We start from the raw sequence: 13,815 nt of genomic DNA, 5'->3' as shown, positions 1-13,815 counted from the left end.
GGTCAGGCCAGACCGTGGGACTTCTTGCGGCGCGCGGCGTACAGACCGGTTCCGGCGACGGCCAGGACCGCCAGCCCGCCCGCGGTCACGGCGGGCGTGTCCAGCGCGCCGCCTCCGGTGTGCATCCCGCCGCTGGGCTTCTTGTGGCCGCCGCTCCAGGAGTCCCCACTGTCCTTGGTCCAGGAGGAGTCCTTGCCGTAGGTCTCCGGGTCGTGCTTGGAGTCGCGGGCCGTACCCGGGTCGTCCGCCTTCAGCGAGGTCAGCGCACCGCCGCCCGTGTGCATGCCACCGCGCGGCGCGTCGTGGTTGCCGCCCTTGCCGTGTTCCTTGCTGTAGGAGGAGTCGTCGTGGTCCCAGTCACCCGCGGCTGCGTAGGCGCCGGGTGCGGTGATGGCGAGGACGGCCGAGGCCGCCGCGGTGGCCAGGAGGATGCGAGCAGAACGCATTCGAGGGTCCTTTCGCCATGACCGGGCAGCTGGCGCTTCGTCAGCTGAGGTGACCCGGCCCTGACGTGATCCACCGTCAGCCAGCGAGCCGTATCCCACCACTCGAGGCACTCAGCCGGGTGACCGAGATGGTCCAGCGATGCCGCGGCCTCACCGGCCCGGCACACCGATGGGTCGTGCCGAAGAGTTGCCGGCATCGACAGCCCTCGCCCGTGCCGAAGGGGCCAACGCTTCGGCCGACAGCATGGCTGTCGGCCGAGGTCGTGCTCATCGAATGTGGCGGTCGGTCAGGTCAGTGCCAGCGCCGTGGTCAGGACTTGACGCAGCGTCGATTCGGCGTCCGGGACCGGACCCGGGGATCGCCATGCCACGAACCCGTCGGGCCGGACGAGTACGGCGCCGCCACGTGTCGTGCCGTGGCGTTCCAGCCAGTCCGCACCGTCCTCGGGAGTCAGCTCGGCGTCCGGCCCGGTCCCCACCCGGTACGAGACCAGCGGGACGGACATCTGCTCCGCGAGGCGGACGGCGGCCTCGTGCCATCCGCTCGGCTCTCCGGCGTCGCTGAGCAGGACCAGGGACCGTTCGTACAGGTCGAGGGTGGAGATGCGCTCGCCCTGGTGCCGTACCCACAAGTGGGGTGCCCTGCTGCCGGGTTCCCCCGTCAGGGCCAGTTTCTCCGGGACCACCGCGGTCGTGGGATCGGTGCCGACGACGGCGCCGTTCGGGTAGCGGTAGCCGAGGGCGACGTTGAGGATGCCGCGCTGAGGCCCCCCGCCGCCGGAGCCGGCCGGCGGGGCGAAGCCGGGGTGGCTGTGCTCGGCCGACCGGGCGGCCGCGCGGGCGCTGGTCGACTCCGCCACCGGGCGGCGTTCGGCGTCGTAGGTGTCCAGCAGCCCGTCCCCTGCCCAGCCGCCGAGTACCGCGGCCAGCTTCCAGGCGAGGTTGTGCGCGTCCTGGATACCGGTGTTGGAGCCGAAGGCGCCGGTGGGGGACATCTCGTGCGCCGAGTCGCCGGCCAGGAAGACGCGGCCCGCCCGGTAGGTCCGTGCCACGCGTTGGGCGGCGTGCCAGGGCGCCTTGCCGGTGATCTGTACGTCGAGGCCCGCGTCCCCGACCGCCCGGCGGATGTGGTCGACGCAGCGCTCGTCGGTGAACTCCTCCAGGGTTTCACCGTGTTCGGGATGCCAGGGGGCGTGGAAGACCCAGTTCTCGCGGTTGTCCACCGGCAGCAGCGCACCGTCGGCGTCCGGGCTGGTCAGGTAGCAGACGATGAAACGACGATCGCCCACCACGTCGGCCAGACGGCGGGAGCGGAAGGTGATGCTGACGTTGTGGAACAGGTCGCCGGGGCCGCTCTGACCGATGCCGAGCTGTTCCCGCACGGGGCTGCGAGGGCCGTCGGCGGCGACCAGATAGTCCGCGTGGACGGTGGTGTGCTCGCCGGTCTCCCGGCTCTTGACCACCGCGGTGACACCGGTGGCATCGCTGTCGAACGAGATCAGTTCGGTGTGGAACCGTAGGTCGCCGCCGAGCCCCGCGGCGTGGTCGAGCAGGACCGGCTCCAGGTCGTTCTGGCTGCACAGACACCATGAACTCGGGCTGAACCGGGCCAGTCCGCCCCCCGGGTCGATGTCCCGGAACAGCCACTCGCCCTCGTCGCCGACCAGCGTCGGGGTCTGCAGGATGCCGTGGTTGTCGGCCAGTGTGGCCGCCGCCTCTTGGATCGCCGGCTCCGCGCCGGACACCCGGAACAGCTCCATCGTGCGTACGTTGTTGCCACGGCCTCGGGGATGGATGGAGGTGCCCGCGTGGCGCTCCACCAACATGTGCGGCACGCCCAGTCGGCCCAGGAACAGCGAGGTCGACAGTCCCACCAGGGAGCCGCCGACGATCAGGACCGGGACCTTGTGGATGGTGTCGCCGGCTTGACCGGCTCTTTCTTTCATCACTCGCCTCCAGCACGTCGTGTCCGCCGACTGGGCCGGTACGGACGGGACCTTCATGCATGCCCCGCACGACCGACGGCGGCTCAGGCTTCACCCGCTTAACGGAGCCTCGGCGCGCCCGGCGTGATCGCCGGCCGGGGGCGACGCCCTGGTCCCTGGTCGGAGTTTCCGTCGGCCATCTGTTCGAGCACCTCCCGGGGCGTCAGCCGGTCGAGCGGAGGGATGAGCCGGCCCGGCTGAGCACCCGACCGGGCACGCCGGTGGCGCCGACAACGGTGGGGCCGCCGGCTGACGGTCAGCTCTGAGCGGTGGGCCGGACGACGATCTCACTCACGTCCACCGTGCTGGGCTGCTCGATCGCGAAGGCGATGGCCTGGGCGATCGCATCGGGCGGGATCGCGATCTGGTTGCTGGTCCGCGTGATCTCTGCCCTGACCTGAGGATTCGAGGAGGCAGAGGCGAAGTCGGTGTCGACCGGGCCGGGCGAGACGGTGGTCACCCGCAAGGACTCGCCCGCTTCCTGGCGCAGTCCCTCGCAGATGGCGCGGACCGCGAACTTCGTACCGGCGTAGACCGCCATGGTGGGCACGATGCGGAACGCCGCGGTGGAAGCGGTGGTGATGAAGTGGCCGGACCCTTGCGCCCGGAAGACCGGCAGTGCGGCGCCGATTCCGTGCAGCACACCCTTGACGTTGACGTCGACCATCTGGTCCCACTCCTCGACGCGCAGATCGTCGAGGGGCGATATGGTCCCGGATCCGGCATTGCCGACCAGCACGTCGAGTCGGCCGAATCGCTCCCGGGCCAGAGCGATCAGAGCGTGCAGGTCGTTCCGCCGGGTCACGTCGGTGCGAATGTGCACGGCCTCGCCGCCCGCCCTCTCGATGCGGCCCACCAGATCCGCGAGGCGCTCCGACCGGCGCGCGCCCAGCACAAGGCGCGCGCCCCGCTCGGCGAGCAGCAGTGCGGTCGCCTCGCCGATGCCGCTGCTGGCGCCCGTGATGGCCACGACCTTGCCGGCAGTTCCTGAGTTCATCTCGGCACTCTTTTCTGCATTCATCTCGTCACCGGCTCGCGAGCGATCTCCCGCGGGCCGGCCGCACAGCAGTCTGCGCCGGGTTTAACCTGGTATCCAGAGCGCGTTTATTCTGGAACCAGAGGTCCCACCCACCTATGCCGACACAGCTGGATCAACGCCGTGAACTGAGTGCTTTTCTGCGGAGCCGCAGAGAGCGGCTCACCCCGGACGACGTGGGCCTGCCCCGGACCGGCCGCCGCCGGACGCCGGGGCTGCGCCGGGAGGAACTCGCCCTGCTCGCCGGCATCAGCGCGACCTGGTACACGTACCTCGAACAGGGCCGGGACATCCGCGTCTCGGACCAGGTACTCGACGCCCTCGCCACGGCGCTGCGACTCGACCGGCACGAGCGCGGGCACCTGTTCCAGCTGGCCGGTCACGCCCCCGAAGCGAAGGCCGCGCAACCCGAGCCGCTCGCCGCCGAAGTGGCGGCCGTCCCGCTGCTGCTCCAGCCGAGTCCGGCGTACATCATCAACGGCACGTACGACGTGCTCAGTCACAACCAGGCGGCCGAAGAACTGTTCCCGCATCTCACCGCGCCTGTGGGCCGACCGCCGAACTTCGCCCGCTGGGTCTTCCTCGAACCCGCCGCCCGGAGCGTGCTCGTCGACTGGGAACAGGAGGCACGCGGCCTCCTCGCCCGACTGCGGACCCTGGCCGCCCGCCACCCCGGCGATGCCCGATATGACGGGCTGGTCGACGAGCTGAAAGCGGGCAGCCCGGAGGTGAGCGCCTGGTGGCCGCGGTACGACGTGCAGCCGCGGCACGGCGGACGCAAACGGCTCCGGTGCCCGGACCGCGGGGTGGTCGAATTCGCGTACACGGTGTTCCACCTGGCCGAAGAGCCGGAACAGACGCTGGTGATCTACTCCGACGAGCAGGAAACAGCCGAGTCGCAGAAACGGACGTAGCAGGCCGCAGGTGGCCTCCGGACGGACCGATGCGGGCGTCGGGGGAGTAGGGATACCGCTCACGCGGCGTCGTCGGCCGACCGGCGCGACCGCCCGCCACGACGGCACCCTCCACCGGGTCGCCGCCCCCGGAACCTCCCAGTGACGGAGCGTCTTGCCCCTGCGCGCGGCCGCCGTACGAAGCCGAACTCCGACTTCGGTCACCGAACGCAAGGCAGCCCGTGCGGAGTTCCGGGTGTCTCGGCACCCCATGAAGAAACAACCGCCGCCGCTACGACGCCACCCGCTCACCGCGAACACAGCAATGATGCTCACCTGACGCACCGTGATCCGCCGGTCGGCGGGAGCAGTAGCGGCCGCCCTTGCGGAGTTCACCACTCACGGGCGGACTGCGCGAGCACGTCGTATCCGACGAACGTGAACATGTGCGCCCCCACAGTCAGAGGGGCAGGTTCGCCCGTGAAACGGTGCACGCCGACCCCGAACCCGGCATCCGGCGCCGACAGCCACTCCCTCACGAAACCGCGCCTCTCCAGCCAGTCGCGGATCTCGGAAACACATCCGGCTGTTTGCGATGGCGGGTCCACACGAGTGTTCCGCCGTTGGCACACAGCTGGCTGCAGAAGCCGACAGTGCGCTCGATGTCCTCGTCGGTGAGGTTGCCGAACACCCCGCACATCAGCACGAGATCGGCAGGCGCCATGACTTCGTAGTGCTCCGTCTGCGCAGCGTCGCCTACTACTACCTCGACTTGCTCCAAGCCGAGAAGTCGGGCCTCTCGCCGGGCCGCCGCCGCGTTGCGCGGATCCAGCTCGACCAGATGCGCAGCAACGTCCCCACGACGCGGGTGATCAGCGAGTACGCCCAACAGGTCCCGTCCCTGTCCGGCGCAGACACTGATCACCCGGACAGCACCAGGAGGGTGGACATCCAGGAACCTCGCGATGCGCTCTTGGACGACGTGAAGTCGGCGTCCAAGAGCGGAGTCCGCAAGCTCGTAGTCCTCGTGCCATGCATGCCGGGTGCGCCGCTTCCGCAAGGATGTCGTGCTGATCGTGGGCGGGGAGTCTTCAACCGCCGACCTGCGCCGACGGCAAGGAGACGCAGGTCACAATCGTCCATGTCACAGGGGGTCGGGCTACCCCGTCTCAGGGGTGTAGCCACTGACGACCACACAGGAGCACCCCATGGACGCGCGACTGAACTACTTCGCCAGCCCGACCGCCGGCAAGGCCCTCAAGTACCTCATGTCGGCGGGCAAGGCGATCAAGGACTCGCCGCTGCCGGCCGCGACGCAGGAGCTGGTGGCGCTGCGCGTGAGTCAGATCAACGGCTGCGCCGTCTGCATCGACATGCACACCAAGGACGCCGCCGCTGCCGGGGAGACCTCGGTGCGGTTGAACCTGGTCGCGGCGTGGCGGGAGGCCACGGTCTTCACCGAGGCGGAGCGTGCCGCGCTGGAGCTGGCGGAGGAGGGGACCCGGGTTGCGGATGCGGCCGGTGGGGTCAGCGACGAGGTGTGGACATACGCCGCCAAGCACTACGACGAGGAGCAGCTCACCGCCCTGGTGATCCTGATCTCCTTCATGAACACGGCGAACCGGCTGAACATCATCACCCGGCAGCCGGCAGGCAACTACGAGCCCGGGCAGTTCCACTGAAACAGCATCAGCAACCGGCTCGGGGCCCCGGCTGCGGGCTCCGGGCCTCCGGGATCGGGAGCGCTACTCTGGCCCGCCGGTGGTCCGGATGACCACCAGAAGACGCCTGCGTCGGTGAGTACGGCCGGGTGGGAGGGCCTCAGGGGGAGGGGATTCGGTGTGAGCAAGGTCGAGGAGTTCGAGGAGCTGCGGCCGCTGCTGTTTTCGATCGCCTATCGGATTCTGGGCAGCGTGAGTGAGGCCGAGGACGCGGTGCAGGAGACATGGCTGCGCTTTGACGGCTCGGCGACCCGGCCCACGTCGACCAAGGCCTTTCTGTCGGCCGTGGTGACACGGATCTCGATCGATGTGCTGCGCTCCGCACGGGTGCGGCGGGAGGAGTACGTGGGCCCGTGGTTTCCCGAGCCACTGCTCGCCGACCCTTATGAGGATCCGGCGCGGTCGGTGGAGCTGGCCGACTCGGTGTCGATGGCGGCGCTGCTGCTGCTGGAGCGGCTCAGCCCGCTGGAGCGGGCGGTGTTTGTGCTGCGGCAGGTGTTCGGCTTCGGGTTCGACGACGTCGCCGCGGCGGTGGGACGGTCGGAGACGGCGTGCCGGCAGCTGCTGGTGCGGGCGCGGCGGCATATGGAGGCCGGGCGGCCGCGGTTCGAAGCGGACCGACAGGAGCGGCAGGAGCTGGCGACGCGGTTCTTCGACGCGCTGAGGGACGGCGACGTGGGCGGTTTGCAGGATCTGCTGGCCGCCGATGCGCAGCTGGTCGGAGACGGCGGCGGCAAGGCCCCGCAGCTGGCCAGGGCCGTCATCGGTGCCGAGAAGGTGGCACGGCTGCTTGCCTCCGTCTACCCCCGGGTGGCCCGGATCGACGTGACGTTCCAGCCGCACGAGGTCAACGGTCAGCCGGGCGCGATCTTCCGCGACCGGGACGGCAGGGTGCTCCACACACTGGCGCTCGACGTACTCGACGGGCAGATCCAGACGATCCGCGCGGTGATCAACCCCGACAAGCTCGGGCACGTGGGCCCAGTGGCGGACGCCTGGGCAGTCGACCGCGAATTGAAGCAGGCACGTCGGCAGCCGAACTGACCTCGAGAAGTGGTCCGGGACGGCTTGTTCAATCGAGCCCGCTCTGCTGGACCCGCCGACTCCGGAAAATGGAGACGCTGCACTTCCAGACCTCGCAGGCCGGTATTCTTGACTCGCCGAGAGGTACAAGCGCTTGAGATGCCGACGATTACAGGCAGGCTGAGGAGACGTAGGTACCGGAGAGGAATGTCGAGTTCGGCAAGTACGGGGCTCGCGGCATCAAAGGCAGCGAAGCCGTGGCCCGCCGGCTCGATGTGCTCGCCGGCTTCGTCGCCACTCCGATCACGGTACGGCGTGGCCTGCTCGCGCGGCTGCACTACCTCACTCGCACCGACCACGCCCGCCTGGCGGCCGGAGAGGCCGGCCTGACCGTCACCGAGCGCACGCTCAAGGCGTGGCTGGACGGCAAGCGCAGCCCGTCGAAGAAGAACCTCGAGCGCATCGAGACCGCCTACCGCACCGTGCGCCGGCACAACGTCGCCCGCTACCTGCTCGCGCGCCTCAACCGTGAAGGCCGCGGTACGCGCGTCGAGTTCCACCCGCTCAACCAGTCCCAGGTCGACCGGCCCCGCCAGCGCGTGGTCGAGTACCGCACGCTCAACGTGCGCCGCTGGGACCGTATCGTCGAGGCGTGGGTCGGAGACGACGCAGAGGCCCTGGACGATGCCTGGGTGAGTGAAGCGGTGGTGGACCTCGGCTCACAGTGGGGCCAGTACGAGTACGTCACCAACGTCGGGTTCGCCGCCTGACGTTCCTGGGCGCAGGCTCGGCCGGCCCGCCCCATCTGACTTCCGTGGGCGCGGACATGATGCTGCGGGCGTGCGGTGTGCAGCAGAGTCTGAGTGAGTTGGGGTTGGCCGCGTAGCGGACTGCGGTCGCGTTTTGCGGGGGATGTCGAATGCGCCGGTTCCCGATCGACGTGAGAGTAAAGGCAGCACATCCCACGGCTTGAGGAGCAACCCCATCGTGACCGTAACCGCGGATATGGCCATCTCCCTCGACGGCTACATCGCCGGTACCAACGTCGCCATCGACAATCCGGGAGGCGACGGCGCCGAGCCGCTCTTCGAGTGGATCCACAACCTGGCGAGCTGGCGGGAGCGCCAGGGCATGACCGGCGGGGAGGAGAACCGCGACTCCGAGCTGATGCGCGAGTGGTTCGATGCCACCGGAGCGGTGGTCATGGGTCGGATGATGTACGACACGGGCGAGGAGTTCTGGGGTGACAACCCGCCGTTCAGGACCCCGGTCTTCGTGCTCACCCACCGCCCTCGGCCGGCCCTGGTCAAGGAGGGCGGCACCACCTTCACCTTCGTCACCGACGGTGTCCACAGCGCCCTCGAGCAGGCGAAGGCCGCCGCCGGGGACAGGAACGTCGACATCGCGGGCGGGGCGAGCACGGTGCAGCAGTACCTCGCGGAGGGGCTCATCGACGAGCTGCAGCTGCACGTGGTGCCCGCGCTCCTCGGAGAGGGACTACGGCTCTTCGAGGGACCGGGTGCCGGGCGGCGAAACCTCAAGACGGTCAGGGTGGTCGACACGCCCCTCGCCACCCACCTGAAGTACCGCTTCGTGGCCACCAGCGGGTGAAGGACTTGCTGTGATCGTGGTTCAGCGCAAGGAGCGGACGAACACATCCCCGGTCAGATTCGTGTCTTCGGGGACCAGGCCGGGGTGGTAGGAGTCGAAGACGGCAGTCGACTCGTCCGCGCTCAGTGCCGCTCGCCCCACGGTGACGGGCTTGCCGTCCTGCCCCGGGGACAGCAGCTCCTCGTGGCCGGTGCGCAGATCGCGCAGGATCAGTCCCAGCGTCCGGCGGTCCGCGTCCGCCGTGTTCAGGAGCAGCTTCGAGCCGTTCACCGACAGATCCGACAGCACGGTGAGATCGGCGGGGGAGCGGCCGTCGTGGCGCCGGAGCGTGCCCGTGCGCAGATCACGGACGAAGGCGTTCCAGCCGTTGTTGGAATCGGCTTCCGGAACCAGATTGGTGGCCTGCGAGTTGAAGCCGACCTTGGAGCCGTCGGCACTGAGCACCGGAGCTGTCGCCGACAGGTCGGCCGGGGCACCGTCATGGGTGGCGTCGGCCTCGACGGTCTGCCCGGTCACCCGGTCGTACACCAGGATGTCGCCCTGGTCGTCGGTGCTCGGCCCGGAGTAGCCCTCCAGATAGGCGACCTTGCGGCCGTCGGCGCTCATCGAGATCTGCTGGCACTGGTGGAAGTTCTTCGATCCGTCAGAGGGCCGGCTGACCCGCCGAACCTGCTGCGTCCAGCGGTCCAGGAGCATGACCCGGCAGGCGAACGCCCCGTGCTCGTCGACGGTGGGCCGGGCGACGAAGGCGACGTACCGTCCACTCGCACTGATGGGCGCGATGCCGTACGACACGTGGTAGCCCTCGTCCATCGAGGGTTCCAGGCGTTCGGTGCGCCCGGTGCGCAGGTCCATGACGTGTACGGAGGACTGCCCTGTCGTGGCCGCGTACGAGTTGAAGGTCAGGTAGCGCCCAGACTCGGACAGCTGGGGCGTCGACGTCGTCTCGCCCGGCACCACCACACGCTGCAGCGGTGCGCCGGGAGCGGTCCGGAAGAAGACGCTGTACTTCACGTCCGTGCCGGACACCAGATTGGTCGCGCCCGAGGCGAAGGCCACGACGTGTCCGTTCGCGCTGACCACAGGTTCCACCGAGTGGCCGTTGCCGTCGGCGCCGTCGGGGGCCACGCTGATCCGTTCGGTGCGCGGGACCTGGTCGTCGCGGCTCGCCGCGCCCGCGGGCCACGCGAGACAGGTGACGGCGGCCGCCAGGACGACGGTCATGGAGGTGCGTAAGGAAGGTCTCATCAGGTGGCTCCCCCTTCGGCCGGGGGCGACCACGGCCGCCCCTGTATCCCGTGCCCCCACCCTGCGCAGAGGACTCACGAGGATCCACGTGATGAAAGCGCGCCGCCTGCCAAGGGTCAATGCGTCCGCAGCAGGTCGGTCCAATTCCCGTCCGGATACGGCTGGTTGGGCGGCCGTCGCGCACACGAACGGCGGGACCCCGTGCACCAAACCTGCCGCGGCCCGCGCCTGTCGTGGTGCGCGGGAGAGTGGGTGCGGGTGCGGGTGCGGGTGCGGGTGCGGGTGCGGGTGCCGGTGCCGGGGGATGACTGCTGTGGGTACGGGGCGTCAGAACGGGCGGTCACCGGCGATGGCGACCCGTTCCGCGACCCGGCGGTGCGGCGCGTAGTCGTTCACCGCGTAGTGCTGGGTGGCACGGTTGTCCCAGAACGCGACGTCGCCCGGCTGCCACCGGAACCGCACCTGATACTCCGGCACATGGGCCTGCTGCGTGAGGTAGCGCAACAGCCGGTCGCTCTCCTCGCGCTCCATGCCGGTGATCCGGGTGGTGAACGAGGTGTTGACGAAGAGCAGCCGCCGTCCCGTCTCCGGGTGGGTGCGCACCACCGGATGCTCCACGGGCGGGAAGGCGGGCTGGAGAGGTATGAGCCGCTCCGGCGGATAGAAGCGGGCGAAGCCGGGGATGAAGTCGTGCACGGCCCTGGCCCCGTCGATGCGGTCCTTCACCTCGCGGGGCAGATTGTCGTAGGCGGCGGCCATGTCCGCCCACAGGGTGTCCCCGCCGAACGGCGGGACCTCGTGCACCTGGAGCAAGGCGCCGAGCGCCGGCCGCTGCCGGAAGGTCACATCGGCGTGCCAGACGTTCTCGAAGGTGGGCGGCGTGCCGGAGCCCTTGTCGAAACGGACGACATCCTCGCTGGAACCCTGGGCGAGCAGCGGGTTGGTCTCCAACACCCCCCACCGCCGGGCGAAGTCACGCTGCTGCGCGGAGGTCAGCCGCTGACCGCGGAAGAAGAGCACTTTCCACTCCAGCAGCGCGCGGTTCAACTCCTCGCGCAGCGCGTCCCCCAACGGCCGCGCGAGACTGAGGCCCCGTATCTCGGCCCCGATCGTGCACCCCTGCGGCACGAGCTCGAACTGCTCGTACGGGCGCTCCTCGCACCCCTCGGGCAACCGGCGCAGGACGCGCGCGCCCTCGTACATCCCGCCCTCGGGCACGCGGGCCTCGCGCAGCGCGGGCTGCGGCCCGGCGTTCATGACAGTCATCGAATCCCTCTCCTCGTACGTGTTCTGGCGGTGGCAGACGACAGCCGGCTCGGGACGTGTGCCCTCGCATGCCGCGAACGGAAAGTTCGTGATGCAGCGCCGACGTGTACCGGCAGTCATCCGGAGCACAGAGAGGGGAAGAAGACCGGCACGGCCTGCGGCGCGCGGTGAGCACACGGCTCGGCAGCAGTCCGGCTAGCGGCCTGAGCGCTCGCACCCGGTCCGATCCGGGACGCGCAACGGCCCCGTCGTGTCGAACTCGTGCCCGGTCATGGCGTCGATTCTGTGAGTCGCGCGGCGCCCCTGTCAACGGGGCACCGAAGCGCCATGGGCCGCGGGGAAGGGGAGCCGGGACCGGGCAACGCGTCGCGGCCAACGCCACGGTGGACCGTCACGTCACGGTCCACCACCCCTCCCGTGTTCAGGACACGGTCTTGCCTGAGGGAAGCAGCAGGTCGACTGGGCCATGACGCTGCTGAAGGTGACGTCGGGTGGTGCTACCGGCCGTTGAGCGCCCAACTGGGGGCAGGAGTAGGTAACTTCAGAGGTCGAGGGTCGACGTGCCGTCGTCGGGGAGCGGATGCACGCGCGTCAGCAGTCGCTCCTCCAAGACCGTGGCGTAGATGGCGGCGCGGGTGGTGGCGGGATGGCTCGGGGGCCAGATCCCGCGGCGGAAAGCGCAGCGGTGGCCGCGGAAACGTACCACTGCCGTGGCGGCGACGATCATGTCGCCCGCGGCATCGGGTGCGGCGTCGTGCGTGAGTGATTCGAACTCGGCCCCCCGCCGCTCGCACAGATCCCGGACAGCGCGGCGGGCGGACCGCAGGAATGCGTCGGTGTATTCCTGCGGCCCGCCCCAGGTGGTGTGGGAGTCAGTCACCGCAGGTGTGCAGCGCGGTGTCAGGTGGAGGCAAGGGCGACTTCACCGCCGTCGGTAGGCAGGACGAGGTGGACACCGTTGACCGCTAGGCCGGCATTGGCATCGGCGCCGGTCGATGGGAGTCGTTCGTTCACTGTGAGCCGGCCTCCTCCGACGGGTGGAATCTCCGTATTCGCATCGAGCACACGAGTACGTCGAGTGCATGAGTACACGAGTACATCGAGTACGGCGTATGGCAAGCCTGCGCGGGCGTGCAGATGCGCCTCACCTGATGCGGACGCCCGATGGGTTCGAAGGGTTGATTCCGGCCATGCGCGCGCGTATAAATAAGCAACTTTCTTTCTTACAGAGCCTGGCGAGATGGGGGCACCGTGACCCGCCGTTACCCAGCAGGCCCGCAGCGGCTGCTGCGCTCGCTCAACGGCCGCGCCGTGCTGGAGGCGATCGACGAGGCGGGACCCATCACGACCACCGACCTCGCCGGACGGTTCCCGCTGTCGCGGCCGACCGTGGCGGCCGCGGTCGGGCTGCTGTTGGAGCGCGGGGTGATCACCGAGGTGGGCCCGGTGACCGGGCGCAAGGGGCCGGCGCCGGCGCAGTACCGGGTGAACGCCGACTGCGCCTTCGCGGTCGGCGTGGACGTGGGGCATCGGAAGATCCGCGCCGCTGTCGCCGACGTCACCGGCCGGGTCCGGGCGCGGTCCGAGGCCGAGCAACTCGGGCACCGGGGCGGCGATGCGCTCGTCGGGCAGGTCCTGGAGATGTGCGTTGAGCTGGCCCGGCAGGTGGACCGCCCGCTGGAGGACCTCACCCAGGTCGTCATGGGGCTGCCGGCCGCGGTCGGACCGGACGGACGCACCCTGTCGTACGCGGCCGGCCTGCCCGACGCGGGGCGGGGCCTCGGGGAGGCGCTCGGCCGCGTGATGCCGGTGCCACTGGTCCTGGAGAACGACGTGAACCTCGCCGCGCTGGCCGAGCGCACCCACGGGTGCGGCGCCGAGGTCGACGACTTCGTCCTGGTCAGCCTCGGAGTCGGTCTGGGCCTCGGCCTGGTGGTCGACGGCCGCGTCCGGCGGGGTGCCACCGGAGTGGCCGGAGAGGCGGGCTACCTGCCCAGTGACCGGATGATCGCGCCGGCCGGTCGGCGTCGGGACCTCGTGCAGGACCACCTGGGTGCGCGCTACATCAGTGCCCGGGCGCAGAGCCTGGGACTGCCGGGTGACGGCAGTCCCCGTACCGTCTTCGAACTCGCCCGTGCGGGAGATCCCGGCGCGCTCGGGATCGTGGACGACACCGCCCGCAGTGTGGCCTACGTGGTGGCCTGCGTGGTGCCTCTGATCGACCCGGCGCTCATCGTGCTGGGCGGCGCCATCGGCGCCAACGGTGACCTGCTGCTCGAACCGGTCGCTCGTCACCTGGCCGATTTCAGTACGTTCCGGCCCCCGGTGGTCGCCTCGGACCTCGGTCCGGGCGCCGTACTCACCGGTGCCACCACCATGTCGGCGGAGCTGGCCCGGGAGTCCGCCTTCGCCGCCGCCACCACTCCCGTCGCACCGACAGAGCCACCGCTGCCTCTGTCCTGATGCACCGCGGCGACGCCGTCTTGCAGGACAGCGTCGCCGCCAGAGGTCACCGGGCGTTGCCACGCCCGGATCGACCGACCGACCGATCCGTCACCCAGGGAATGCCATCTCCGAGGAAGGACG

Annotated in this window: 13 protein-coding genes; 6 read left to right on the top strand and 7 right to left on the bottom strand. The window is 70.0% G+C overall.

Translation table 11 applies throughout. From position 1 onward, the window contains the following. Nucleotides 1–2: 2 nt before the first annotated feature. The 3 genes from ADK57_RS42295 to ADK57_RS42285 all read right to left on the bottom strand — a co-directional run bounded on the left by ADK57_RS42295 (nt 3) and on the right by ADK57_RS42285 (nt 3,428). Entirely contained in the window at nt 3–446 is a 444-nt protein-coding gene (locus tag ADK57_RS42295) for a hypothetical protein (RefSeq protein ID WP_053755068.1), read from the bottom strand. 287 nt (nt 447–733) lie between these two features. Next, nucleotides 734–2,392: an FAD-dependent oxidoreductase gene (locus ADK57_RS42290; protein WP_053755067.1), complete on the bottom strand. Its 1,659-nt coding sequence runs from the start codon at nt 2,390–2,392 to the stop codon at nt 734–736. Between the two features lie 295 nt (nt 2,393–2,687). Beyond that, nucleotides 2,688–3,428, bottom strand: a complete 741-nt coding sequence (locus tag ADK57_RS42285; RefSeq protein WP_053755066.1) for an SDR family oxidoreductase — start codon at nt 3,426–3,428, stop codon at nt 2,688–2,690. Between the two features lie 137 nt (nt 3,429–3,565). Between ADK57_RS42285 and ADK57_RS42280 the strand changes: the two genes are divergently transcribed. Next, the gene (locus ADK57_RS42280; RefSeq protein WP_053755065.1) at nt 3,566–4,381 is read left to right on the top strand and encodes a helix-turn-helix transcriptional regulator; all 816 of its coding nucleotides are present in this window, start codon (nt 3,566–3,568) and stop codon (nt 4,379–4,381) included. 514 nt (nt 4,382–4,895) lie between these two features. Here ADK57_RS42280 and ADK57_RS51810 read toward each other — a convergent pair. Next, nucleotides 4,896–5,285 carry a methyltransferase gene (locus ADK57_RS51810; protein ID WP_234390580.1) on the bottom strand — a complete coding sequence of 130 codons (390 nt, stop codon included), beginning with the start codon at nt 5,283–5,285 and terminating at the stop codon, nt 4,896–4,898. A gap of 283 nt (nt 5,286–5,568) precedes the next feature. On the opposite strand from ADK57_RS51810, the gene ADK57_RS42270 reads away from it, so the two are divergent. The 4 genes from ADK57_RS42270 to ADK57_RS42255 all read left to right on the top strand — a co-directional run bounded on the left by ADK57_RS42270 (nt 5,569) and on the right by ADK57_RS42255 (nt 8,715). Beyond that, nucleotides 5,569–6,042 carry a carboxymuconolactone decarboxylase family protein gene (locus ADK57_RS42270; protein WP_053755064.1) on the top strand — a complete coding sequence of 158 codons (474 nt, stop codon included), beginning with the start codon at nt 5,569–5,571 and terminating at the stop codon, nt 6,040–6,042. Between the two features lie 159 nt (nt 6,043–6,201). Continuing rightward, nucleotides 6,202–7,125 (top strand): RNA polymerase sigma-70 factor, encoded by a 924-nt coding sequence (locus tag ADK57_RS42265; protein ID WP_053755063.1) that lies wholly within the window; start codon nt 6,202–6,204, stop codon nt 7,123–7,125. A 218-nt stretch (nt 7,126–7,343) separates the two neighbouring features. Then, the gene (locus ADK57_RS42260) at nt 7,344–7,874 is read left to right on the top strand and encodes a hypothetical protein (protein WP_053755062.1); all 531 of its coding nucleotides are present in this window, start codon (nt 7,344–7,346) and stop codon (nt 7,872–7,874) included. A gap of 217 nt (nt 7,875–8,091) precedes the next feature. Then, entirely contained in the window at nt 8,092–8,715 is a 624-nt protein-coding gene (locus ADK57_RS42255) for a dihydrofolate reductase family protein (RefSeq protein ID WP_053755061.1), read from the top strand. Between the two features lie 21 nt (nt 8,716–8,736). Here ADK57_RS42255 and ADK57_RS42250 read toward each other — a convergent pair whose 3' ends face one another. From ADK57_RS42250 to ADK57_RS42240, 3 genes are all read right to left on the bottom strand, one after another. Beyond that, complete coding sequence (locus ADK57_RS42250) at nt 8,737–9,963, bottom strand: hypothetical protein (RefSeq protein ID WP_053755060.1); 1,227 nt, start codon at nt 9,961–9,963, stop codon at nt 8,737–8,739. Between the two features lie 327 nt (nt 9,964–10,290). Further along, on the bottom strand, nt 10,291–11,229 hold the full coding sequence (locus ADK57_RS42245; protein ID WP_053755059.1) for a TauD/TfdA dioxygenase family protein: 939 nt from the start codon (nt 11,227–11,229) through the stop codon (nt 10,291–10,293). A 541-nt stretch (nt 11,230–11,770) separates the two neighbouring features. Beyond that, nucleotides 11,771–12,109: a hypothetical protein gene (locus ADK57_RS42240; RefSeq protein WP_053755058.1), complete on the bottom strand. Its 339-nt coding sequence runs from the start codon at nt 12,107–12,109 to the stop codon at nt 11,771–11,773. Nucleotides 12,110–12,480: 371 nt separating this feature from the next. On the opposite strand from ADK57_RS42240, the gene ADK57_RS42235 reads away from it, so the two are divergent. Beyond that, nucleotides 12,481–13,692 (top strand): ROK family transcriptional regulator, encoded by a 1,212-nt coding sequence (locus ADK57_RS42235; RefSeq protein WP_053755057.1) that lies wholly within the window; start codon nt 12,481–12,483, stop codon nt 13,690–13,692. Nucleotides 13,693–13,815 lie beyond the last annotated feature (123 nt).

Origin of the sequence: Streptomyces sp. MMG1533, assembly GCF_001279775.1 — a bacterium.
Taxonomy (GTDB): Bacteria; Actinomycetota; Actinomycetes; order Streptomycetales; family Streptomycetaceae; genus Streptomyces.
Note: the sequence above shows the minus strand (reverse complement) of the source record. Positions and strands in the feature narration are given on the sequence as shown.